The 21,329-nt window shown below is 63.0% G+C and carries 21 protein-coding genes, 1 tRNA gene and 1 riboswitch; of the genes, 8 read left to right on the top strand and 14 right to left on the bottom strand.

What is annotated here, in order from left to right; all coding sequences use genetic code 11:
- Nucleotides 1-81: 81 nt before the first annotated feature.
- Nucleotides 82-474 (bottom strand): Co2+/Mg2+ efflux protein ApaG, encoded by a 393-nt coding sequence (apaG, locus tag BC360_RS06330; RefSeq protein ID WP_053248785.1) that lies wholly within the window; start codon nt 472-474, stop codon nt 82-84.
- A 111-nt stretch (nt 475-585) separates the two neighbouring features.
- Here apaG and BC360_RS06325 point away from each other — a divergent pair, with 111 nt between their 5' ends.
- Nucleotides 586-1,200: a CDP-alcohol phosphatidyltransferase family protein gene (locus BC360_RS06325; RefSeq protein ID WP_065794637.1), complete on the top strand. Its 615-nt coding sequence runs from the start codon at nt 586-588 to the stop codon at nt 1,198-1,200.
- Between the two features lie 40 nt (nt 1,201-1,240).
- Here the strand turns inward: BC360_RS06325 and BC360_RS06320 are convergent, their stop codons facing one another.
- Nucleotides 1,241-2,425, bottom strand: coding sequence for an O-succinylhomoserine sulfhydrylase (locus tag BC360_RS06320; RefSeq protein WP_065781380.1), 1,185 nt, complete (start codon nt 2,423-2,425; stop codon nt 1,241-1,243).
- A 45-nt stretch (nt 2,426-2,470) separates the two neighbouring features.
- A riboswitch (SAM riboswitch) is annotated at nt 2,471-2,549 on the bottom strand.
- A gap of 74 nt (nt 2,550-2,623) precedes the next feature.
- On the opposite strand from BC360_RS06320, the gene BC360_RS06315 reads away from it, so the two are divergent.
- From BC360_RS06315 to BC360_RS06305, 3 genes are all read left to right on the top strand, one after another.
- On the top strand, nt 2,624-3,721 hold the full coding sequence (locus BC360_RS06315; protein ID WP_065781379.1) for a 2'-deoxycytidine 5'-triphosphate deaminase: 1,098 nt from the start codon (nt 2,624-2,626) through the stop codon (nt 3,719-3,721).
- 80 nt (nt 3,722-3,801) lie between these two features.
- Nucleotides 3,802-3,876, top strand: a tRNA-Gly gene (locus BC360_RS06310).
- 186 nt (nt 3,877-4,062) lie between these two features.
- Nucleotides 4,063-4,896, top strand: coding sequence for a transporter substrate-binding domain-containing protein (locus BC360_RS06305; RefSeq protein ID WP_065781378.1), 834 nt, complete (start codon nt 4,063-4,065; stop codon nt 4,894-4,896).
- Nucleotides 4,897-5,054: 158 nt separating this feature from the next.
- On the opposite strand, the gene BC360_RS06300 is transcribed toward BC360_RS06305, so the two are convergent.
- The 4 genes from BC360_RS06300 to BC360_RS06285 form a co-directional block, all read right to left on the bottom strand.
- Nucleotides 5,055-5,867, bottom strand: coding sequence for a sterol desaturase family protein (locus BC360_RS06300; protein ID WP_065794636.1), 813 nt, complete (start codon nt 5,865-5,867; stop codon nt 5,055-5,057).
- 96 nt (nt 5,868-5,963) lie between these two features.
- Complete coding sequence (locus BC360_RS06295; RefSeq protein WP_065781376.1) at nt 5,964-6,374, bottom strand: tellurite resistance TerB family protein; 411 nt, start codon at nt 6,372-6,374, stop codon at nt 5,964-5,966.
- A gap of 50 nt (nt 6,375-6,424) precedes the next feature.
- The gene (locus BC360_RS06290; protein ID WP_065781375.1) at nt 6,425-7,258 is read right to left on the bottom strand and encodes a thermonuclease family protein; all 834 of its coding nucleotides are present in this window, start codon (nt 7,256-7,258) and stop codon (nt 6,425-6,427) included.
- A gap of 13 nt (nt 7,259-7,271) precedes the next feature.
- Nucleotides 7,272-7,916: a helix-turn-helix transcriptional regulator gene (locus BC360_RS06285; RefSeq protein WP_065781374.1), complete on the bottom strand. Its 645-nt coding sequence runs from the start codon at nt 7,914-7,916 to the stop codon at nt 7,272-7,274.
- 182 nt (nt 7,917-8,098) lie between these two features.
- Here BC360_RS06285 and BC360_RS06280 point away from each other — a divergent pair, with 182 nt between their 5' ends.
- On the top strand, nt 8,099-9,187 hold the full coding sequence (locus BC360_RS06280) for a calcium:proton antiporter (RefSeq protein ID WP_065794635.1): 1,089 nt from the start codon (nt 8,099-8,101) through the stop codon (nt 9,185-9,187).
- Between the two features lie 211 nt (nt 9,188-9,398).
- On the opposite strand, the gene BC360_RS06275 is transcribed toward BC360_RS06280, so the two are convergent.
- Nucleotides 9,399-9,908, bottom strand: a complete 510-nt coding sequence (locus BC360_RS06275; protein WP_065794634.1) for a winged helix-turn-helix transcriptional regulator — start codon at nt 9,906-9,908, stop codon at nt 9,399-9,401.
- Nucleotides 9,909-10,167: 259 nt separating this feature from the next.
- Here BC360_RS06275 and BC360_RS06270 point away from each other — a divergent pair, with 259 nt between their 5' ends.
- The gene (locus tag BC360_RS06270) at nt 10,168-10,641 is read left to right on the top strand and encodes an SRPBCC family protein (protein WP_065794633.1); all 474 of its coding nucleotides are present in this window, start codon (nt 10,168-10,170) and stop codon (nt 10,639-10,641) included.
- 35 nt (nt 10,642-10,676) lie between these two features.
- Here BC360_RS06270 and BC360_RS06265 read toward each other — a convergent pair whose 3' ends face one another.
- On the bottom strand, nt 10,677-11,261 hold the full coding sequence (locus BC360_RS06265) for a LysE family translocator (protein ID WP_244512675.1): 585 nt from the start codon (nt 11,259-11,261) through the stop codon (nt 10,677-10,679).
- A 303-nt stretch (nt 11,262-11,564) separates the two neighbouring features.
- On the opposite strand from BC360_RS06265, the gene BC360_RS06260 reads away from it, so the two are divergent.
- Nucleotides 11,565-12,473 carry a DMT family transporter gene (locus BC360_RS06260; RefSeq protein WP_065781370.1) on the top strand — a complete coding sequence of 303 codons (909 nt, stop codon included), beginning with the start codon at nt 11,565-11,567 and terminating at the stop codon, nt 12,471-12,473.
- Between the two features lie 72 nt (nt 12,474-12,545).
- Here the strand turns inward: BC360_RS06260 and BC360_RS06255 are convergent, their stop codons facing one another.
- A complete protein-coding gene (locus BC360_RS06255) occupies nt 12,546-13,382 on the bottom strand; it encodes a methyltransferase domain-containing protein (RefSeq protein WP_065794632.1) in 837 nt (278 codons plus the stop codon).
- A 204-nt stretch (nt 13,383-13,586) separates the two neighbouring features.
- Nucleotides 13,587-14,219 (bottom strand): TetR/AcrR family transcriptional regulator, encoded by a 633-nt coding sequence (locus BC360_RS06250; RefSeq protein ID WP_065794631.1) that lies wholly within the window; start codon nt 14,217-14,219, stop codon nt 13,587-13,589.
- Between the two features lie 99 nt (nt 14,220-14,318).
- Here BC360_RS06250 and BC360_RS06245 point away from each other — a divergent pair, with 99 nt between their 5' ends.
- Nucleotides 14,319-15,017, top strand: coding sequence for a DAPG hydrolase family protein (locus BC360_RS06245; RefSeq protein ID WP_065794630.1), 699 nt, complete (start codon nt 14,319-14,321; stop codon nt 15,015-15,017).
- Between the two features lie 250 nt (nt 15,018-15,267).
- Here BC360_RS06245 and BC360_RS06240 read toward each other — a convergent pair whose 3' ends face one another.
- The 4 genes from BC360_RS06240 to BC360_RS06225 all read right to left on the bottom strand — a co-directional run bounded on the left by BC360_RS06240 (nt 15,268) and on the right by BC360_RS06225 (nt 21,071).
- Nucleotides 15,268-17,484 carry an FAD-dependent oxidoreductase gene (locus tag BC360_RS06240; protein WP_065794629.1) on the bottom strand — a complete coding sequence of 739 codons (2,217 nt, stop codon included), beginning with the start codon at nt 17,482-17,484 and terminating at the stop codon, nt 15,268-15,270.
- 11 nt (nt 17,485-17,495) lie between these two features.
- Nucleotides 17,496-17,906: a YbaY family lipoprotein gene (locus tag BC360_RS06235; protein WP_065794628.1), complete on the bottom strand. Its 411-nt coding sequence runs from the start codon at nt 17,904-17,906 to the stop codon at nt 17,496-17,498.
- A gap of 2 nt (nt 17,907-17,908) precedes the next feature.
- On the bottom strand, nt 17,909-19,117 hold the full coding sequence (locus BC360_RS06230; protein WP_065794627.1) for an acetyl-CoA C-acetyltransferase: 1,209 nt from the start codon (nt 19,115-19,117) through the stop codon (nt 17,909-17,911).
- Nucleotides 19,118-19,274: 157 nt separating this feature from the next.
- Nucleotides 19,275-21,071 carry an acyl-CoA dehydrogenase C-terminal domain-containing protein gene (locus BC360_RS06225; RefSeq protein WP_065794664.1) on the bottom strand — a complete coding sequence of 599 codons (1,797 nt, stop codon included), beginning with the start codon at nt 21,069-21,071 and terminating at the stop codon, nt 19,275-19,277.
- Between the last annotated feature and the right edge of the window lie 258 nt (nt 21,072-21,329).

Here is a 21,329-nt window from a genome sequence, read left to right as displayed (position 1 = left end):
TCTCAGGTCCGCTCCTTGCCGGATGACCGCACACGGTCCCACGCAAGAGGTCAATATCAGCGCAGGTTGGTATAAGGCACCTCAATTCAGGGTTCGAACGAGCCCTGGCGAATCGAGCGAGAAGGCGGGGATGGCCACTTTGAAGGTTTCCCCACCTTCCGATTCCATGCTGTAGTGGCCGAACATCACGCCCGAGGGCGTATCCAACGGGCATCCGGAGGAGTATTCGTAGGTGTCGCCCGGGTTCAGCAATGGTTGCTCGCCGATGACGCCGGGGCCGCTGACCTCGTCCACCTGGCCGTTCTCGTCGGTGATGTGCCAGTAGCGCGTCATCAGCCGAACCGTCTCGGCCGAGTGGTTGGAGATGACGATGCGGTAGCCCCAGACGTAGCGGCTGTCATCCGGGTCAGATTGCTCTTCCAGATAGTACGGCTCCACCGTAACTTCTATGTCGCGAGTGAGCGCGCGATACATGGGCAACACCTTGTTTCAAGTCTTTCAGGGTATTCTACAGCAATATGGTTTCGTCAAGAATAACGGCAGGATTGCAGGCGTCCGCGACCAAGCTGCGGGAAGGCGAGGCCTATGCTTGATGGCGCGGTGAGAAAACGCCTGGGTCCGAGGCTGGATCGGCTGGGTGCGGCGCTCGCCCGAAGAGGTGTCAGCGCCAATGCAGTCACGATGACCGGCCTCGCGCTCGGCCTCGTTGCCGCCCTCCTGATTGCCGGGCAATATTATCTTGCAGCGGCCGCCGTCATCGTTGCCAGTCGGCTTTGCGATGGTCTTGACGGCGCGGTGGCGCGAGCGACACGCAAGACCGATTTCGGCGGTTTCCTCGACATCGTGCTCGATTTCGTCTTCTACGGCGCCATCCCGCTCGGCTTCATCGTCGCCGATCCTCAAGGCAATGGTCTTGCCGGCGGGCTGCTGCTCTTCTCGTTCTACGTCAATGGATCGAGTTTCCTCGCCTATGCCGTCATGGCCGAGAAGCGATCGATGACGACGGATGTGCGGGGATCAAAATCGCTCTACTTCACCACGGGGCTCGCGGAGGCGACGGAGACGATTGTCGTCTTCCTGACCTTCTGCCTGTTCCCGACGTGGTTTCCGGTGCTGGCGGCGCTGTTTGCGCTCGTTTGCCTTTACACGGCGCTGTCGCGCATCGTTCTTGCGCGGATGCAATTTCGCGACACGCCGTAGCGGCCGCCACCGATCTCGGGGCGGCCGTACTTGTTTGGTGTCAGGCCTTGACGGCCTTCAGCGCGCGGGCGAAGTCCTCGACGATGTCGTCGCTGTCCTCGATGCCGGCCGAGAAACGCACGGTGCCGGCCGAAATACCGAGCTCGTCGCGGGCCTCGTCCGTCAGGTTCTTGTGCGTCGTCGTCGCCGGATGCGTGATCAGGCTCTTGGAATCGCCGAGATTGTTGGAGATGCGGGCGATCTGAAGCGCGTTCTGCAGCGCGAAGGCCGCGTCCTTGCCACCCTTGAGTTCGAAGGCGACGAGGGTCGAGCCGCCGGTCATCTGCTTGGCGATGATGTCGGCCTGCGGGTGGTCCTTGCGGCCGGGATAGATCACCTTAGCGACCTGCGGCTGCTCGGCAAGGAAGTCGGCGACGCGGCGGGCGTTCTCGGTCTGCTGCTTGACGCGTAGCGGCAGCGTCTCGATGCCCTTCAGCAACGTCCAGGCGTTGAACGGCGACATCGCCGGGCCGGTGTGGCGGAAGTAGTCGTGCAGGTGCTCGTTGATCCAGTCCTTGTCGGACAGAACCACGCCGCCGAGGCAACGGCCCTGGCCGTCGATATGCTTGGTGGCGGAGTAGACGACGATATGTGCGCCGAGCTCCAGCGGCTTCTGGAAGAGCGGCGTGGCGAAGACGTTGTCGACCACCACCTTGGCGCCAATCTGGTTGGCGAGCTTGGACACGCCGGCAATGTCGATCACTTCGAGCGTCGGGTTGGTCGGGCTTTCCAGGAAGAAGACCTTGGTGTTCTTCTGGATTGCCTTTTCCCAGTTGGCGAGATCGCGGCCGTCGACCAGGGTGCATTCGATGCCGTATTTCGGCGCCAGCGTCTCGACCACCCAGCGGCAGGAGCCGAAGAGGGCGCGGGCGGCAACGATGTGGTCGCCGGCCTTCAGCTGGCATAAAATGGCGGCAGCGACGGCGGCCATGCCCGATGCCGTGGCGCGCGCATCTTCGGCGCCTTCGAGCATGCACATGCGCTTTTCGAACATGTCGTTGGTGGGGCTGCCGTAACGGGCATAGATGAAGCCTTCGGTCTCGCCCTTGAAGCGCGCTTCCGCGGCCTCGGACGTCTCGTAGACGAAGCCCTGGGTGAGGAAGATCGCCTCGGAGGTCTCGCCGTGCTGGGAGCGGGTCGTTCCGCCGTGGACGAGTTGGGTTGCCGGGCGCCAGTTTTTGCTCATGTGACGGTCACCTTCAAAAACAAAAAAAACCGGCCGCGTGAAGGGCCGGTTTGATACCCGGCCTTTTTAGCTACTTGTTTAACGTGGCTGCAAGCCGACCGGCCAAATCACCACGGGATAAAGCTCCAATACTGCTTGGGTGCGCTTGCGTCAATTCCTGGAGTTTGGTTTTGTCTCGCAACTGAAAAGAGGATCGAAATGGGCCGCGAGACTGGGATTTTGGCCGACCGCGCGATCGCCGCGCTGTTTGCGACCGGACGCTTGAAAAGCGAAAAGGCGCTGGATCAAGATCAGATCCAGCCGGCAAGCCTCGACCTGCGCCTTGGCGCCAAGGCATTTCGCGTGCGCGCGAGCTTCATGCCAGGCCCGGCTCACCTCGTTGCCGACAAGCTCGACCGGCTGAAGCTGCATGTCGTCGATCTCTCCGACGGCGCCGTGCTGGAGACCGGCTGCGTCTATATCGTGCCGCTGATGGAAAGCCTCGACCTGCCGGAGACCATGTCGGCTTCGGCGAACCCGAAAAGCTCCACCGGCCGCCTCGACATCTTCACCCGCGTCATCACCGATCGCGCCCAGGAGTTCGACAAGATCCCGGCGGGATATCGCGGGCCGCTCTATCTCGAAATCAGTCCGCGCACCTTCCCGATCGTCGTGCGGCGTGGTTCGCGGCTGTCGCAGATCCGTTTCCGCACCGGCCAGTCGCTTCTCTCCGAACAGGAACTGCTGGCGCTGCATGAAAGCGATGTGCTGGTTGCGAGCGACAAGCCCAATGTCAGCGGCGGCGGGATCGCCCTGTCGATCGATCTCAAGGGCACCGGCCCGGACGGGCTGATCGGCTACCGCGGCAAGCACCACACCGCAGTCGTCGATGTCGACAAGAAGGCGCAGCACGCCGTGTTCGACTTCTGGGAGCCGCTCTACAGCCGCGGCCGCGACGAGCTGATCCTCGATCCCGACGAGTTCTACATTCTCGTTTCGCGCGAAGCCGTGCATGTTCCGCCGCTCTACGCCGCCGAGATGACGCCGTTCGATCCGTTGGTCGGCGAATTCCGCGTGCATTATGCCGGCTTCTTCGACCCGGGCTTCGGCCATGCCTCCGCCGGCGGCAGCGGCAGCCGGGCCGTGCTCGAAGTGCGCAGCCACGAGGTTCCCTTCATCCTGGAACATGGCCAGATTGTCGGCCGGTTGGTCTATGAGCACATGCTGGAGCGTCCGGAGGGGCTTTACGGGCTCGGCCTTGGTTCCAATTATCAGGCGCAGGGCCTCAAGCTCTCCAAGCATTTCCACGCGGAGTAACAGAAAAAGGACCGTTGCGCGGCGACGCGGCGCAACGGTCCTTGACAGATGCACGCGGTTGAGGAAGTTTCCGAAGCGCTGCGGGTGTAGTTCAGTGGTAGAACGCCAGCTTCCCAAGCTTGATGTCGTCGGTTCGATCCCGATCACCCGCTCCACTTTTTTCTTCGAGATCAGCCCACCGGGTTTTGAACCGGCACTCCTGAGGGCGACGGTTCGAACCGCAGGGCGCCGAAGCCAGTAGCCAGCCCGGTTCCATCCGGCTAATCTTCCAATCGACCATGAATCATCTGCGGCCGCACAGGCCGTGCCGCAACACCCAAGAGACGCGCTGGCCACTGCCCATGAAAATCCATCGACTGCTGGCTCTGTGCGTGTATCTGATGGCGGGCTCGCTCGCCGCCCAGCCCAAGGATCTGCCCAATCTGTTCGACGCGCGCGAGCGCATTGCCAAGCCGGATCTGACCGGCCTTGCCCGCCTGCGGTTCCTGACCACGGTGGATTTCCCGCCGTTCAACTTCATCGACCAATCGGGCAAGCTTTCGGGCTTCCATGTCGACCTGGTGCGCGAGATCTGCCGCGAGCTCGATATCGAAGCCAAATGCCAGATCCAGGCGGTGACCTATGCCGAGCTGCTGCCGGCACTGGAAGAGGGGCAGGGGGAGGCGGTCGCCGCCGGTATTGCCGTCAGCCCGGAGCTGCGTCAGCGCTTCGGCTTCTCGCGGCCCTTCATGCGGCTTCCGGCGCGCTTCGCCGTCAACACCAAGGCGGCCGGTGCCGTCCCCGATCCCACGGGCCTAAAGGGCAAGCCGGTCGGCGTTGTTTCCGGCACCACGCATGAGGTGATGTTCAGGGCCTTCTTCCCCAAGCTGGAAGCCAAGGTCTTTCCAGATCGCGATGCGATGCTCGCCGCCCTGCAAAAGGGCGAGGTGCCGGCGGTCTTTTCCGACGGCATGCAGCTTTCCTTCTGGGTGTCCGGCAGCGCGGCTGCCGGCTGCTGCTCGCTCATCGACGGCGCCTATTTCTCACAGCGTTTCCTTGGCGAGGGCCTGACGATCATGAACCGCAAGGCTGAGCCGGCGCTGACGCAGGCGATCGACCATGCCTTGCTGGCACTTTCGCGCAGCGGTAGGCTGGACGAGATCTACCTGCGCTATTTCCCGAACGGTATTTACTAAAGCATGCATGCCGTTGTCGCAAAACCGCTCCGCACTTTTGTGCGGCATGCTTTACAGCGCCGCGCGTCAAACATGACGCGCTAAGGACGCTGTAACACTTTAAACTTGCTGCATAATTTATCCCTAAATCGATTCCGATTTAAGGAATTATGCGGTAGTCAGCTGCGCCGGAACGGCAGAAGCAACGACCACAGAAGCTTGGTCGGCTCGCTTCGGCCATAGGCGGTGAGCCCCGTTTCGATCCCATCGTCGCCCCGTCGCGGCCGATCCGTATAGGTCGAAAACAGCCGGTCCCAGATCGCCAGGTTGAAGCCGTAGTTCGAATCCGTCTCTAAGCGCTCGGTCGAGTGGTGGATGCGGTGCATGTCGGGTGTGACAATCAGCGGCCGCAACGTCCGGTCGAGGCGGACAGGCAGCCGCAGATTGGCATGGTTGAACATGGCGGCGGCGTTGAGCACGATCTCGAACAGTAGCACGGCGGCGGCCGGCGCTCCGAGTGTGGCGATGACCGCAACCTTCCAGGCCATCGACATCACGATCTCCAGCGGATGAAACCGCAGCGCCGTGGTCAGATCGACGCCCGGATCTGCGTGATGAACCCGGTGCACCCGCCATAGGATGGGGAACTTGTGGAAGGCGATGTGTTCCAGCCAGATGGCGAAGTCGAGCGCGACGAAGGCGATCACGCCGGCGAAGAGCGAAGGAACGCCCAATGCCGGCAGCAAGCCGTATCCCTGCGCCTGCGCCCAAAGTGCTGCGCCCGTGGCAGCAGCCGGGAAGATCAGCCGCAACAGAAGCGAGGACAACACGAGGATCGACAGGTTGGTAAACCAGCGGCGCGCCTTCAGCGCCCTTTGCAGTTCCGGCCGCTCCAGCCTCGGGTGCAGAAGCTCGAGTACCGCCATGGCGGTAAAGATCGAGAGAAAGGCCGCAAGGCGCCATAGGGGCTCGGTCACGCCGAAGAGCTGCATCCGTTACGCCTCCTGCCGGTTTTCCGTGAAGCGATATCACGCGTTGGCAGCGCCACGCCAAGACACGTTCACGTGAGCCGACTGGGCGGCCTGCCGCTACCTGCGGAAGCGGGCGAGGGCACCCCGTTCGATCGCCGCGCAGGTAAGCTTGTCGAGACCGAGCCGGTCGCGCAGCAACTGAAGTAAGCGGATTTCCTCGTTGCGGATGCGCTGATCGGCAGCCGCAATCTCGACTGCGAGCGCGTAGGCCGTTTCGTGAAGCCGCTCGGGCAGTGCCTCGCGCACGATCTCAAGCACGATGTCGAGGCCCTCGGGGGCGGCAAGCTGGGCTGCGCATTCGTGGCCGACAAGCACGAGTTGATCCTCATCGAAACCCTCGAAGGCGGGAAGAAACTGCACGAGCCTGCCGATGCGCGCGAACTCGTCGTCGCTCATCTCCCGGTCGACGGCCGACATCATCACCATGACATAGACAAGGGCTTCGTGCTGGCTGAGGCTTGGGGGCATCGGTGCTTTCCGGAACGTGTTTGCGAAGAACTGGGATGTTCCGCCACCACTTACAAGTCCGGTGCTGCTTCGTCCATCGTCGCAGCGGCGCTCGGATCGTCGAATGGCATCGGCGTTTGGCGAAAATCGCGTGGGTCGTCGCCGTAAAAGCCGAGCCTTGCCTTGTGCGCGGCCTCCCCTTGCACTTCGAGCGCGGAGCCGGGCAATGGCGTCGCCCAGCCATTGGCAACGAGCCAGGCGGCCGGATCCTGTCCGCCGACGGTGCATTGTGCGGTGACGGTCTCGTCCGTTTCGCCCTTGGCGATGTCACAGCTGACCGCGCGGGCGCGCAGGAAATTGCGGAAAGCCGTCCGGGCCACCATGCCGCAGGGCCAGCTCTTGCCGCCGCTTTCGCAGGTTCGCTCGGTTGCTTCCGGTTCGATGCCGCCCAGCTGCAGCGTCATCTTGTCGAAGCGGATGAGGCCGGCGGCAAGCGCTACCGGCTGCTGGAGGATCGTCGGCGTCTTCGGCTTGTCCTTGTTGGTATCAGACAGCGGCGTGCGTGGCTCTATGCGTTCAAGCGGCTTGGTCGTCACCTCGTCGGGCAGGCCGAACTGCTGCGGTTCGATGGCGCGGGCGGTGGTCTCGGTAGACTTCGGGCCGCTTTCGCTCTGGCCGCCTGCATCAGGCGTCGTGTCGCCCGGGTCGGGGGCGGTCATGTCGAACGGCACGTCTTCGGCTCCGACCGCAGGTTCCGTTTCCCCCATGTCGGGTGTTTCCAGCACGAAGTCCGGCGTGGCAGCGCTTTCGCGGTCACGGATCGTTACCGCCCCGGCATAGAGGATGCCGGTATAGAGCGCCATGGCGGCAATCCCGCCTGCAAGGGTGACCAGTTGCTGCCGCATCAGGAAAGATGTCCTATTGGCTGGCCCAGATGATCCGGGCGATCCATTCGATTTCGCTCATCTCGAAACTCCGGTTGGGATGTTCCGGATTGAGCGATAGCAGTTCGATGTTGCGCGGAGTATGCCGCATCAGGATTTTCGCCATTACCTCGCCTTCGCGGGTCTTGACCACGACGCGGTCGCCGCGCCGGACCTGCGCGCCGGGGTCGACGATCAGCACGTCGCCATCGCGATAGAGCGGCAGCATGCTGTCGCCCTGGATCTCAAGCGCATAGATGCCCGCCCGCCGCTCGGCCCCCGCGGGGAAATCGACGACGTCCCAGCCCTGGCCGGCCGGAAACCCGCCGTCGTCGAAGAAGCCACCGGCACCGGCCTGGGCAAAACCGATCAGCGGTATGGCGCCCGTGTAGGGGTCGCTTCGGGTCGTATCCGGGCGCATCAGCGCCATGAACTGGTCGATGGTGGCGCCGGTCGCATCCAGCACCTTGGCGATCGATTCCGTCGATGGCCAGCGCTCCCGGCCGTCGGCGGACTGGCGCTTGGATTTGTTGAAGGATGTCGGGTCGAGCCCGGCGCGGCGCGCAAGCCCGGAGGGCGAGAGCTGGTGGCGCTCGGCCAGCGCATCGATGGCGTGCCAGATGGTGTCGTGCGACAGCATGAATGTCTGTTCCGGGGCAGGGGGCGACGGCCGCTATGCCTTTATTCGCCAATAGATTAACCAAGCCAGCCAGGATGGTAAAGAACAGGGAGGAAAATAGTCCTTGGTTGGTCTGATTGAAATACAGCGGGCTGCTTCTATAGTCCCTGTGGTTTCTTGAGTTTGGCCGGCGAGGGGCTCATTTGTTGGCGGTACTGAAATCCGAACGCCTGCTGTTCGCTGCCTTCGTTGCGGCGGTCGCCGGTTTTATGCTGGAGCACCACCTGCTCGAGATGGGGCAAGGGGCTTCGCTTGTCGGAGCGGCGGCTTTGGTGGCTGCGATCGTGCTGGCGTCGATGCGGGTCGCCCATCACGCCGAAGTCCTGGCGGCCAAGGTCGGCGATCCCTACGGCACGATGATCCTGACGCTTTCCGCCGTTCTGGTGGAGGTGATCATCCTGGCGATCATGATGACCGGCGAGAGTTCACCGACGCTGGTGCGCGATACGATCTATTCCGCCGTGATGCTCGATATCAACGGCATTCTCGGTCTTGCCGCGCTGCTTGGCGGGCTGAAACACGGCGAACAGCCCTATAACGACAATTCCGCGCGCACCTACAGCGTCATGATCCTGACGGCGATGGGGATCTCGATGGTCGTGCCCGAATTCGTGCCGGCTCAGAAATGGCATTTCTATTCCGCGTTCACTGTCGGCGCGATGATCGTGCTCTACACGCTGTTCCTGCGCATGCAGGTAGGCGCGCACAGCTATTTCTTCAGCTACAGCTATCCCCGGGCGAAGAGCGGCGGGACCGATGTTGCGGACGAACCCGACGAGCCGGTGCTGCCGTCGGTCGTTATCCTGCTGATCGGCGTGGTGCTGATCGGCGCGCTCGCCGAAATCATGTCGGGCCTGCTGACATCCGGCCTCAAGGGGAGCGACGCACCGCCGGCTGTCGCCGCCATCGTCGTTGCCGCCATCTCGGCGTCGCCTGAGATCATGACGGCGATGCGTGCTGCACTTGCCAATCGCATGCAAGCCGTTGTCAACATCGCGCTCGGGGCCTCGCTTTCGACCGTGATCCTGACCGTACCGGTGATGGAGGCGATCGCGCTCTACACCGGCCAGCCCTTCATCATGGCGATGTCACCGGTGCAGACGGTGATGGTGACGATCACGCTGATCGCTGCGGCGATCAATCTCAATGACGGCCAGACCAATGCCATCGAGGGCATGACGCATTTCGTGCTGTTCGCCACCTTCGTCATGCTCTCGGCGATCGGGTTGTAGCTTTTACTGCATGATTCCTTAAATCGGAATCGATTTAAGGATAGAATTATGCAGCAAGTTCAAAGTGCTACAGCGTTCTTTGCGCGTCATATTTGACGCGCGGCGCTGTAAAGCGCCGCGCTCTTTCAGAGCCGCTTGCCGCGCTTCAAGCTCTTGTTTTTTGTGCATGTCGTTGTCTCAAGAGCCGCTGCACACCTTTGCGCGACATGCATCAGGCGACGGCGGTTTCCCCGGTCTTCCTTGCGACGACCTCCTCAAACGCTGCCTGCAGGGTGGCGCGCACGCGCGGCGGACCATCAAGGGGCAGGCCGAGATGCTCGTAGCGAAGCTCGTCCATGAAGCGGTTCCAGAGATCCGGCCCGCCGGCTTCCATCAGCTCGGCCCTGATGCTGAGCTCTTCGCTGACAGGCAGGTAGCGCCGCCCCCAGGCGCCCAGATGCGCCATGATCGGCACCAGCGCGATGGTCATTTCGGTGAGGCTGTAGATGGCTTTCTGCTTGTGCGTCGGATCGTCCGCCTTGGTCAGCATGCCCTGCTCGACCAGCATCTTCAGCCGGTCCGCCAGAATGTTCGAGGAGATGCCTTCCTGCGATCGCAGCAGTTCGCGGAAGTGCCTTTTCGCCCCGAAGATCATGTCGCGGATGATCAGCAGGCTCCATTTGTCGCCGAAGACCTCCAGCGAGAGATTGATCGGGCAGCCTGAGCGATAGTCGTCTTTCATTGAGACCTCTTTAAAACTGCTTGCATTGTCGCATCAGTGGCGTTATCTTGCAACTGCTTTTAAAATGAAAGCAGTTTCCGGGTGGGTTTGGTTCGAACATGGGCGGTGGAACGTCGGTGCCAGACCCTTACAGCGCCGCGCGTCAAATATGACGCGCAAAGGACGCTGTAACGCTTTAAACTTGCTGCATAATTTCCTCCTTAAATCGATTCCGATTAAAGGAATTATGCAGTAGCAGCGGATCGAAGAGGAGAAGATCATGAGTGCCAATTCCGTGGAACATGCGAGCTTCACCATCGAGCGGCTTTTCAAGGCGACGCCCGAACAGGTCTTTCGGGCTTTCGCCGATCCGGCAGCGCATGATCGTTGGTTCGTCAAGGCCGACGGCTGGCCGGTCGCCGAATACAGCCACGACTTCCGCGTCGGCGGGCGCGAGAGCGGCCGCTTCAGCAAGGACGGCAAGACCTTCTACTACAACGACACCATCTACCTCGACATCGTTGAAAACCGACGCATCATCTCGGCCTATACCATGGCGGAGAACGAGCGGCGGATCTCCGCTTCGGTGGCAACCGTCGATATCCAGCCGCACGGCACCGGCGCGCGCATCGTCTTCACCGAGCAGGCAGCCTTCCTCGACGGTCTCGACCAGGTTGCCTATCGGCGCCAGGGTTGGGAAGAGTTGATCGCGGCCCTTGGCGCCGAACTCGGCGAGACGGCTGCAGCCGCCTGATGCGAATTGCGGCGGGCCTGGAAACGCGCCTGCCTCTACACAATCGCCGCAAGCGCGCTGCCTGCAATGCCGAAGGAGAAGACGGCGAGGCAGACGGCGGCAATGCGGCGCGGCAGCAGCGACGTGCGTGCGCCGCGCGAGAGTTGTACGAGCATGGCTCCGGCGCCGATCCAGAGCGAACCGGCGATAACGACGAGCAGCGAAAATCCGGCAATCCAGGGTATCGTCGCCGCAAGGCCGGTCTGCGGCAAGAGCACCAGCGCCACGATGAGTGCCTTGGGATTGAGAACCGTCGTGACGAAGACATGCCGGATGGTGATCTCGCTCGAAGTCCGGCTGTCGTCGCCGGTGGTCCAGAGTGCGTAGGCGAGGAAGAGGACCCAGCAGGCCGCGACGATCCGGAGCGCAAGCCCGATCTGCGGATGCGCCGCGAGAAACGGCGCCAGCAGCGCCACGGCTGGAATGATCACCGAGAGATAGCCGCCGAGCTCGCCCAAAAGCAGCGGCGTCGAGCGCCGGAAGCCGGCGGATGCTCCCGAAAGCCACAGCAACGTGTTGGTCGGGCCGGGTGTTGCCAGCAGCACGAGGGCGGCAAGGGTGAAGGCGAGCGGCTGCATCATCAGGTTTCCGGTTTCGGCGACGGATATTGCTGTCTTCTAGAGCCTTTCCAGGAAAAGTGCGAAGCGGTTTTCCGTCCGGAAATGCGACAGACAGAGAGATAGAGCGTTTCCATGACTCCGTTTAAGACGGAAACGTTCTAGCGCAGGTGCAAGTGGGCAGTCTTGATCTCCATCAAGCTTCGCCGTGGCGGCACTCCAAGATTTCGCCACAGCGCAGGCTGCCGGCACCTCTTCCACGCGCAACGGCGGCGCGCTATCAGACGGGCGCTGCCGCCCTCCTTCCCGGCTGCCATCGGGGCCTCCATGAACAAGACCGTGCTTTCCGGCATCGTGATGACGACGTTTTCCTATTTCCTGTTCTCGTTGCAGGATGCGTCGGTCAAATGGCTGGTGGTCGGCTATTCCGTTTGGCAGATCCTGTTTACCCGCAGCATCACCATCCTCCTCTTGTGCCTGGTGATCGGAAGGGGCAAGCTCGTGCGCCGCGCGATCTCCTCGCCTGTCGTCAAGCCGCTGTTCGTGCGCAACCTGTTGCTGCTGGCCGCCTGGCTTTCCTATTTCAACGCAGCCCGCGATCTCGGCCTTGCCGAAATGACGACGCTCTATTACGCCGCGCCGATCGTGGCGACGCTGCTGGCCGTCCCGATCCTCAAGGAAGACGTGCCGCCGATCCGCTGGTTCGCAGTGCTGCTCGGTTTCGTCGGGGTTCTGATTGCCTGCGATCCGCTCGGAACGGGCATGAAACTCTCGCTACCGGTTTTCCTGGCGCTGATGGCGGCCGTCTTCTGGGCGATCGGCACGGTCATGCTGCGCAAGACTGCGCTGGAAGAGGCGACGCTGACGCAGATGACGATCTCCAACGTCTTCTTCATCGCCATGACCGGCCTTGCCGTTGGTTTCTACTGGACGCCGCCGGCGCTGTTCGACGTCGCCCTGATGGCGGGTACCGGCGTCATCGCCGGCATCGCCCAGTATGCGCTGTTCGAGGGCATGCGCCGGGCGCCGATCTCGGTGATCGCGCCATTCGAATACACCTCCCTCGTTTGGGCCTTCGGGCTTGGCTTCCTGATCTGGGGCGATATTCCCGCCACCAATGTCTTTGCCGGCGCCGGCCTGATCTTTGTCGCCGGCCTGACGATCATCGTCGGCGAGCGTCTTGCGCATCGGCGGACCGTTGCCGCTGCCTCCCACGGTGCAGGCGCGGACGCGTAGCCGCTCAGCGCCCGCAGTTCACGGCATTAAAACCGGAAACAGCCGCGGATCCCGGCTCCATCGGCAAGCCTGTCAGGTTGCCGACGCGGGTCGCGCGTCAGGAATGCGGCCGGTCACCCGGAAGAACAGATGCGAGGTGACGAGGACCGAAGGATCCTCCAGGTGGCGATCCAGCGCCTTCAGATCGGCGTCGAGTTCGGCGCGGCCGATGAAGCCTTCGCCGACCAGCCCCTCGCGGACATTGGCGATGAAATCGCGCAGGATCGGCCGTCGGTCGTGGCCGGGTGGATAGACGTGGACGTCGGCATCCGTGCTGAGGGCCTCGACGCCGGCCTCGCGGAACAGCCGATGCGCGCGGCGCCCTATGTGCAGATCGATGCCCCGCGCCGCCGAATAGGCGATATAGGCGGCAAGAAGACGATCCCAGGCGGCAAGCGGCGGGTCGCAGATATGGGCGAGAAAATCGGCCTCGAAGCTGGCGATCCAGCCACCCGGTCTGACCAGAGAAACCATCTCGCGGACGATGCGCTGCGGCTCGGGCACGTTGACGAGCGCGAGGCGCATATGGGCGCCGTCGAACGAGCCGCGCGCCAGGCCGCTGTCATAGGCGTCGCCCTCGTGCACTTCGACCTGCGGCAAGGCATGGCTCGCAACGAACCGGCGCGCGAGATCGACGAAGTGGGCGTCGCGCTCGATGCCGAGGACCGAGCCGGTCGGGCCGACACGCTTGCCAAGCAGATGCAGCACGCCGCCAGGGCCGCAGCCGAGATCAAGGACGCGCTCGCCCGGCCGGATGCCGATCCGCTCCAACTGCTGATCGGAGTCGGGGGCGAGATTGGCAATTTGCCGTTTTAACCGTTCTTGCTCAGGCCCGGCGCGCCCAAGCAGATAGAGATCAGGCTCGCTCATGGCGTGTTCCCCCTCTGGCGAACAGGAGGATGCGCCTGTGCAAGTGGCCGGTCAACGATCGCGGTGTCGGCGAATTCCGGTGGGCGGGGCGGCCGTGGCGCACCGCTGGAGCCTGTCTCTGGGTCCGTAACGCCTTGCGCCGTTCGCAAGCCAAAGCCGGATTGGTGGCAAGCAAGCCGGGCGCCGTGGTTTGCTCGTTTGGTCCTAGAGGCGCAGGAGCGCCAACGCTGCCTTGATCCGGGGACGGATATCCGTTGCCGGGACCGGTGGCGTCAGGCCGAGTGCCATACGTCGCAGGGGTTCGGCGATCACCATCGACAGGATCAGGTCGCTCGCCATCGTGGGATCGGCAACATCGATGAGGCCGGCGGCCTTGTGACGGGCGAGCCAGTCGGCGAGCAGCGCGCGGGAGCGCTCGACCCCGTTGCGATCATAGATCGAGAGGATGTCCTCCCGCGCCGGGATGTCACCGGCGAGAAGCCGGAAGAGGCCGACCGCGTCCTCGCAAAGCACCCGGTCGGCGATGGTCGACAGGGTCGCCTCCAGGAGCGCCGGCACCTCGTCGGCGCTTTTCGCCTCGGTAGTGAAGGCGGGCAGGAACGTATCCGTCCAGTTCTTCACGATCAGGCCGAACAGCGCCTCCCGGTCGGGGGCGAAACGATAGACCGTCTTCTTCGCGACGCCAGCCTGCTTGGCGACCGCCTCCATCGTCATCGCCGCATAGCCGCGCTCGAGCATCAGCCGCGTTGCGGCGGAGACCACGGTCGCAGCGAGCGTTTCTTCCGGCTTTGCCGGCCGGCCCCGTTGTTTTTGCGTCTCCGGCTCGGGCGTCGGCAAGGCATCGCTCCATTTGACATATCGCGCCGACAGGCATAAGCGATATTTAGGAAACGTTCAACGTTTCCTAAATATCGTTGTCGTCAAAGAGGATGAAACATGTCTGTCATCACCGACCACGCCCGCGCCGGCATCGGTTATATCAACGACCTGCTCGACCCCGCACCGATGCGGCTTGAGACCGGCATCAGCCGGCTCGACACCGGTGCCCTGGTGGTTGCGGTCAGGACCGAGCTTCCCGGCTGCAAGGGACGCATGCTCGATTGGTGGTTCAAGCATTTCGACACCACGGAACACCTGTCCTGGTGGCACCCGCTCGATCACGTCGCCCATAACGGCTGGGACGCGCATCGCATCAGGGGCGAGCGCTATGTCGGCGCGACCATCCGTGCGGTCGAAAGTCTCGGCGACATTCCGCCAGTGCCGGCCGTGATCAAGTTTCACGAGCCCGGCGAGGTCTTTGGCCAAGTGGCGTTCGAGCAGGCCCTGGCCACCAGCCGCGCGTCAGCCGCCGTCTACGCCCGCGTCGGCTTTGGCGAGGCGGCGCGGCTCGATGAAAACGGCGATCCGCTCGACGGCCAGATGGTTCATGTGGTGCGCGATACCGATCAGGGCGCGGTGCTGCGCAGCCGCTTCATCCTCGGCCTGGACGCCGGCGCCAGCCATCCGGTGCCCGATGCTATCGGGCTCGGCCTCTTGCAGCATTGCTACACCGAGTTCGGTTATCTCGCCAAAGTCCTGCCGTCGCTCTACTGGGCCGACCCGGCAAATCGCGCTGATGTGCCGGTTTTGTGGTAGCGGCGGGAGGTAACCCGGGCGCAACGGCTATTGCCGCCATGACGGACTTCATCCCGCCGTCGTGCCCGGGCTTGACCCGAGGACCCATCCGACAGCGCGCGAGCGATTTGGATCCTCGGGCCAGTTCCGTACATCAGGCCCGAGGATGGAGGGTGGGAGCGCGCTGCGCCGGATCATCTTGGCGCATTCGTGTCCTGAAACGAAAACAGGCTCCGCGAGGAGCCTGTCTGCATGTTCGGTCGGAGGCTGCTTAAGCCGCCTGCTTCTTCTCGCCATAGGGGTCGAAGCGGCCGTAGAAGGTCTCGCCGCGGTCGGCCATTTCCTTGAGCAGCGCCGTCGGCTTGAAGTGGCTGCCATAGTCCTTGGCGAGCTTCTCGCACAGCGCGACGAAGGCCTTGGCGCTCATGCCGTCGATGTAGGAGAGCGTGCCGCCGGTGTAGGGGGCGAAGCCGAAGCCGAGGATCGAGCCGACGTCGGCTTCGCGCGGATCGGTGACGATGCCTTCTTCCATGGTGCGGGCCGCTTCGAGAGCGATCGTTGCCAGGAAGCGCTGCTTCAGCACCTCGACGTCGATCTTGTCGGCGTTCTTCTGCGGATAAAGCGTCTTCAGCTCTGGCCACAGATACTTCTTCGCCGGCTTTGCCGGGTATTCGTAGAAGCCCTTGCCGTTCTTGCGGCCGCGACGGTCAAGGTCGTCGACCATCTTGTTGATCAGCGCCATGTGCTTGGGATCGACGGCCTTTTCACCGAGATCGGCGACGGTGGCTTTCAGGATCTTCTGGCTGAGGTCGATCGCCACTTCGTCGTTGAGCGACAGCGGTCCAACCGGCATGCCGGCCATCTTGGCGGCATTTTCGATCATCGCCGGCGGCACGCCTTCGATCAGCATGTCATAGGCTTCATGGATGTAGCGGAAGACGCAGCGGTTGACGTAGAAGCCGCGCGTGTCGTTGACGACGATCGGCGTCTTCTTGATCGCGGCGACATAGTCGAGCGCGACGGCGAGCGCCTTGTCGCCGGTTTCCTTGCCGAGGATCACTTCCGTCAGCATCATCTTCTCGACCGGCGAGAAGAAGTGGATGCCGATGAACTGGCCGGCACGCTTGGAGTTCTTCGCCAGACCGGTGATCGGCAGCGTCGAGGTGTTGGAGGCAAAGATCGTGTCTTCGCCGATCACCGCTTCCACCTGCTCGATCACATCCTTCTTGACCTGGCGGTCTTCGAAGACGGCTTCGACGACGAGGCCGACATCCCTAAGGTCGTTGTAGTCGGCCGACGGCGTGATGCGGGCGAGCAGCGCTTCGCCTTCTTCCTTCGTCAGGCGACCCTTGCCGACCGAATCCTTGACCAGGCCTTCCGAATGGGCCTTGCCCTTTTCAGCCGCTTCCATGTCGCGATCGATCAGCGTGACGGCGATGCCGGCGGCGGCCGTCACATAGGCGATCGAGGCGCCCATGAAGCCGGCACCGACGACGCCGACATGCCTGAACTCGGACTTCGGCACGCCGGCCGGGCGGCGGGCACCCTTGCCGAGTTCCTGCATCGAGACGAACAGCGAGCGGATCATCGAGAAGGCTTCGGTCGTCTGCAGGATCTCGGTGAAGTAACGCTGTTCGATCTTCAGGGCCGTATCGAAGGGAACCTGCAGGCCCTCATAGACGCATTTGAGGATCGCGATGGCGCCGGGATAGTTGCCTTGCGTCTCGCGGCGCAGGATGCCGGAGGCAGCCGGCCAGAGCTGGGCCGAGGCCGGGGTCCAGATGCCGCCGCCGGGCACCTTGTAGCCCTTTTCGTCCCACGGCTGGACCGGCTTCAGGCCGTTCTTGATCATCGCCTTGGCAGCATCGACCAGCTTGTCCGCGTCGACGACTTCATGCACGAGGCCGAGCGCCTTGGCGCGCGCCGCCGTCAGCGACGAGCCGGTGGTCATCATCTGCAGCGCGTCCTGCGCATTGGTCAGGCGCGGCACGCGCTGGGTGCCGCCGGCGCCCGGGAAAATGCCGACCTTGACTTCCGGCAGTGCGATCTTGACCGACTTGGAATTCGAGGCGACACGGCCGTGGCAGGCAAGCGAGAGCTCGAAAGCGCCGCCCATGCAGGTGCCGTTGATCGCCGATACCCACGGCTTGCCCGAGGTCTCGAGCTTGCGGAACAGGCCAGTCATGCGCCCGACGAGGTGGAAAAGCTTCTGGGCAGCGTTCGCCGGATCCTTCTTCTTTTCTTCCTGCTGGAAGGTGAACATCGACTTGATCATCGACAGATCGGCGCCGCCGGAGAACGACGACTTGCCCGACGTGAAGACGACGCCCTTGACGGCGGCATCGGCCGTCGTTTCGTCGACGATGGCGTTCAGCTCTTCCATCACCTCCTGGGTGAAGACGTTCATCGACTTCTCGGGCATGTCCCAGGTGACAAGGGCAATGCCATCGGCATCGGTCTCGATCTTGAAATTGGTATACTTCGTCATGGTTCTCCCCCTCAGTAGAGAATGGGTTCGATGCGCAGCGAGATATTCGATCCGCCGCTGTAACGTTGTTTGGTGGTGTTGGTGGCGATCAGCCTGCCGTCGCGCTCGACGCGGATGGTGAAGCCCGCATCGACGGCCTTGTCGAGTTCGGGCTTCGGCACCTGCAGCACGAAGGGCACACGATTTGCCTTGCCGTCGCTTGCGACCGAAGTCTCGGCGATCAGCTTGGCGGCCACATCCATCAAGCCCTGCTCCTCGAGCCGGACGGTGACGGTGCCGGCCGGAACCGGGCCGCTGGCGACATTGGTGATCGCACCGGTCAGCGTGAAGCTGTCGCCACCTTCCTCGTCGGAGACGCAGCCGGAAACTGCAAGCAGTCCCAAGCCCATCAGTCCGAGAAGCGTGCGGCGGGTCGCTTCCATCGTCAGACTCTTTCGATGATCGTGGCGGTGCCCATGCCGGCGCCGATGCACAACGTCACCAGCGCGGTGTTGAGATCGCGCCGTTCCAGCTCATCAAGCACCGTGCCGAGGATCATCGCGCCGGTGGCGCCGAGCGGATGGCCCATGGCGATCGCGCCGCCGTTGACGTTGATCTTGTCGTGCGGGATGTCGAAGGCCTGCATGTAGCGCAGGACGACGGCGGCAAAAGCCTCGTTGAGCTCGAAGAGATCGATGTCGGAGAGCTTCATGTCGGCGCGCTTAAGCAGCTTCTCGGTCACATCGACCGGGCCGGTCAGCATCAGCGCCGGATCGGAACCGATATTGGCGAAGGCGCGGATGCGGGCGCGCGGCTTGAGGCCCATGCTCTCGCCGCCGGCCTTGGAGCCGAGCAGCACGGCTGCAGCGCCGTCGACGATGCCCGAGGAGTTGCCGGCATGGTGCACGTAGTTGATCTTCTCGATTTCCGGATGCGCCTGAATGCCGACGGCTTCGAAGCCGCCCATCTCGCCCGGCATCTGGAACGACGGGTTGAGCGAGGCGAGCGCCTGCATGTCGGTGCCGGGACGCATATGCTCGTCGCGGTCGAGAATGGTGAGCCCATTCTGGTCCTTTACCGGAACGACCGACTTCTGGAAGTAGCCCTGTTCCCAGGAATGGGCGGCGCGCTTCTGGCTTTCGACGGCATAGGCATCGACGTCGTCGCGGCTGAAACCGTATTTGGTGGCGATCAGGTCGGCCGAGACGCCCTGCGGCATGAAATAGGCCGGCAGGTTGACGGACGGGTCCATGAACCAGGAGCCGCCGGACATGCCGAGGCCGACGCGCGACATCGATTCGACGCCGCCGGCGATCACGATGTCGTCGGCGCCCTGGGCGATCTTCGCTGCGCCGAAGTTGACGGCATCGAGACCCGACGCGCAGAAGCGCGAGATCTGCATGCCGGGCGCGCGGGTGGAGTAACCTGCCTCGAACGCGGCTGCCTTCGGGATCACGGAGCCTGCGTCCATCACCGGATCGACGCAGCCCATGATAATGTCGTCGACGGTCGACGTATCGAGCCCGTTGCGGTCACGCACGGCCTCCAGCATTTTGGCCGCAAGGCGAACGGATGGCACTTCGTGCAGCGATCCGTCCTTCTTGCCACGGCCGCGCGGCGTGCGCACGTGGTCGTAAACGAAGACTTTCGTCATGTCTCATCTCCCTTTCGGCAGCACCGTCCGGTGCCGCCCGTCAAACACTTAGAGCATCCCTGCGTTTCTCCGGCTCGCGGAAATGCTCTATCGATTTGTTGTTACGCAATGCCGGAGGGAAAACCGGTTTCCACTTTTCCCGGCATTGCTCTGGAAATCAGAACGCGGCCGCGTCGAGCGCCATCAGCGTGTCGGCGCCCGTCTCGATGCGGGCCTTGCGCAGCGCCGTTTCCGGCAGGATCCTTTCCATGAAGAAGGTCGCGGTGATCAGCTTGTTCTTCAGATAGTCCGCGCGCGCCGTTTCGCCAGAGGCCAGTTTTTCCTCGGCCGTCTTGGCGATCTTCGCCCACATGTAACCGAGCACGACCAGACCGAAGAGGTGCATGTAGTCGGTCGAGCCGGCGCCGGCATTGTCGGGCTTGGCCATGGCGTTCTGCATGAACCACATGGTGGAAGCCTGCAGGTCGTTGAGGCCCTTCTTCAGCGCCTTGGTATAGGTGGCCAGCTTCTCGTTGCTGCCGTTCTCCTCGCAGAAATCGCCGATTTCCTTGAACAGCGCCATGACGGCGCGGCCGCCGTTGAGGCCGAGCTTGCGGCCGACGAGATCGAGCGCCTGGATGCCGTTGGCACCTTCATAGATCATCGCGATGCGGGCATCGCGGACATACTGGCTCATGCCGTGCTCTTCGATGTAGCCATGGCCGCCGAACATCTGCTGCGCCATGACGGCGTGGTCGAAACCCTTGTCGGTCAAGACGCCCTTCAGGATCGGCGTCATCAGCCCGAGAATGTCGTCGGCCGTCTGGCGGTCGGCATCATTGTCGGAGCGGTGGGCGATATCGGATTTCAGCGCGGTCCAGAGCGTAAACGCGCGGCCGGCCTCGTTGAAGGCGCGGATCGTCATCAGCGTGCGGCGCACATCCGGATGCACGATGATCGGGTCGGCTTTCTTGTCCGGCGCCTTCGGGCCGGAAAGCGAACGGCCCTGGATACGGTCGCGGGCATAGTTGGCGGCGTTCTGGTAGGCGATTTCGGCGATCGACAGGCCCTGCAGGCCGACGCCGAGGCGGGCTTCGTTCATCATCACGAACATGGCGTTGAGGCCCTTGTTCTCCGTGCCGATGAGGTAGCCTTCAGCCTCGTCATAGTTCATGACGCAGGTCGAGTTGCCGTGGATGCCCATCTTGTGCTCGATGGCGCCGCAGGAAACGCCATTGCGCTCGCCCGGCTCACCGTCGCCGTCCAGCTTGAACTTCGGCACGATGAACAGCGAGATGCCCTTCACGCCTTCCGGCGCACCCTCGATGCGGGCAAGCACCAGATGGATGATGTTCTGCGACATGTCGTGTTCGCCGGCGGAGATGAAGATCTTCTGGCCGGAAATCCTGTAAGCGCCGTTACCATCGGGCACGGCCTTGCTGCGCAGCAGCCCAAGGTCGGTGCCGCAATGCGGCTCCGTCAGGTTCATCGTGCCGGTCCAGGTGCCTTCCACCATCTTCGGCAGATAGGCCTTCTTCTGCTCATCCGAGCCATGCACGAGGATCGCGGCGATCGCGCCCTGGGTCAGGCCGGGATACATCGTCAGCGCCATGTTGGCCGAGGACATGTATTCGCCGACGGCGGTGTGCAGCGTGTAGGGCAGGCCCTGGCCGCCGAATTCCTCCGGCACGGAGAGCCCGAGCCAGCCGCCTTCGCGGTAGAGATCGAAGGCCTGCTTGAAGCCCTTGGGCACGCTGACCGAACCGTCGTCGCGCCGCTTGCAGCCTTCCTGGTCGCCGGAAAGGTTGACCGGGAACAGCACTTCTTCGGCAAGCTTGGCGGCTTCGCCGACGATCGCTTCGATCGTATCGGGCGTCGCATCGGCAAAGCCGGGAAGGTTGTTGTACCGCTCGATGCCGAGCACGTCGTTCAGAATGAAGAGAGTATCGTCGACCGGTGCCTTGTAGGTGGGCATTCTTTCCTCGCCTTTTCGCTTTCGGATCGTCGCCTCCAAGCGGCCGACGTCCGGTTGCAACATGCCGCATGCGCCGCCATCCGAGGGCGGTTCCGCATCGTTGGCAGGATGCTACAAAATTTTGACGTTTGCGTAAACGTCAAAAATAGCGCCAGATCGAAGTTTCGTCTGTCGATGGATGACGCGGTGAAATCATCGCCGCGCCGCAGTCTCCATTACCCGGCACTGCCAAATCGTTAAAAAATCGGCGCGGGTTAA

The organism is Ensifer sp. LC163, from assembly GCF_001695855.1.
Taxonomy (GTDB): Bacteria; Pseudomonadota; Alphaproteobacteria; order Rhizobiales; family Rhizobiaceae; genus Ensifer.
The sequence above is the reverse complement of the archived record's forward strand: the minus strand, read 5'-3'. Positions and strand labels throughout refer to the sequence as shown.

Coding starts and splice junctions, on each gene's coding strand:
- BC360_RS06235 (WP_065794628.1), bottom strand. CDS start 17,906: ATGGAAGCGACCCGCCGCACGCTTCTCGGACTGATGGGCTTGGGACTG.
- BC360_RS06320 (WP_065781380.1), bottom strand. CDS start 2,425: ATGAGCAAAAACTGGCGCCCGGCAACCCAACTCGTCCACGGCGGAACG.
- BC360_RS06260 (WP_065781370.1), top strand. CDS start 11,565: ATGAACAAGACCGTGCTTTCCGGCATCGTGATGACGACGTTTTCCTAT.
- BC360_RS06255 (WP_065794632.1), bottom strand. CDS start 13,382: ATGAGCGAGCCTGATCTCTATCTGCTTGGGCGCGCCGGGCCTGAGCAA.
- BC360_RS06305 (WP_065781378.1), top strand. CDS start 4,063: ATGAAAATCCATCGACTGCTGGCTCTGTGCGTGTATCTGATGGCGGGC.
- BC360_RS06245 (WP_065794630.1), top strand. CDS start 14,319: ATGTCTGTCATCACCGACCACGCCCGCGCCGGCATCGGTTATATCAAC.
- BC360_RS06270 (WP_065794633.1), top strand. CDS start 10,168: ATGAGTGCCAATTCCGTGGAACATGCGAGCTTCACCATCGAGCGGCTT.
- BC360_RS06290 (WP_065781375.1), bottom strand. CDS start 7,258: ATGCGGCAGCAACTGGTCACCCTTGCAGGCGGGATTGCCGCCATGGCG.
- BC360_RS06265 (WP_244512675.1), bottom strand. CDS start 11,261: ATGATGCAGCCGCTCGCCTTCACCCTTGCCGCCCTCGTGCTGCTGGCA.
- BC360_RS06325 (WP_065794637.1), top strand. CDS start 586: ATGCTTGATGGCGCGGTGAGAAAACGCCTGGGTCCGAGGCTGGATCGG.
- BC360_RS06240 (WP_065794629.1), bottom strand. CDS start 17,484: ATGACGAAGTATACCAATTTCAAGATCGAGACCGATGCCGATGGCATT.
- BC360_RS06300 (WP_065794636.1), bottom strand. CDS start 5,867: ATGCAGCTCTTCGGCGTGACCGAGCCCCTATGGCGCCTTGCGGCCTTT.
- BC360_RS06295 (WP_065781376.1), bottom strand. CDS start 6,374: ATGCCCCCAAGCCTCAGCCAGCACGAAGCCCTTGTCTATGTCATGGTG.
- BC360_RS06275 (WP_065794634.1), bottom strand. CDS start 9,908: ATGAAAGACGACTATCGCTCAGGCTGCCCGATCAATCTCTCGCTGGAG.
- BC360_RS06230 (WP_065794627.1), bottom strand. CDS start 19,117: ATGACGAAAGTCTTCGTTTACGACCACGTGCGCACGCCGCGCGGCCGT.
- apaG (WP_053248785.1), bottom strand. CDS start 474: ATGTATCGCGCGCTCACTCGCGACATAGAAGTTACGGTGGAGCCGTAC.
- BC360_RS06225 (WP_065794664.1), bottom strand. CDS start 21,071: ATGCCCACCTACAAGGCACCGGTCGACGATACTCTCTTCATTCTGAAC.
- BC360_RS06285 (WP_065781374.1), bottom strand. CDS start 7,916: ATGCTGTCGCACGACACCATCTGGCACGCCATCGATGCGCTGGCCGAG.
- BC360_RS06315 (WP_065781379.1), top strand. CDS start 2,624: ATGGGCCGCGAGACTGGGATTTTGGCCGACCGCGCGATCGCCGCGCTG.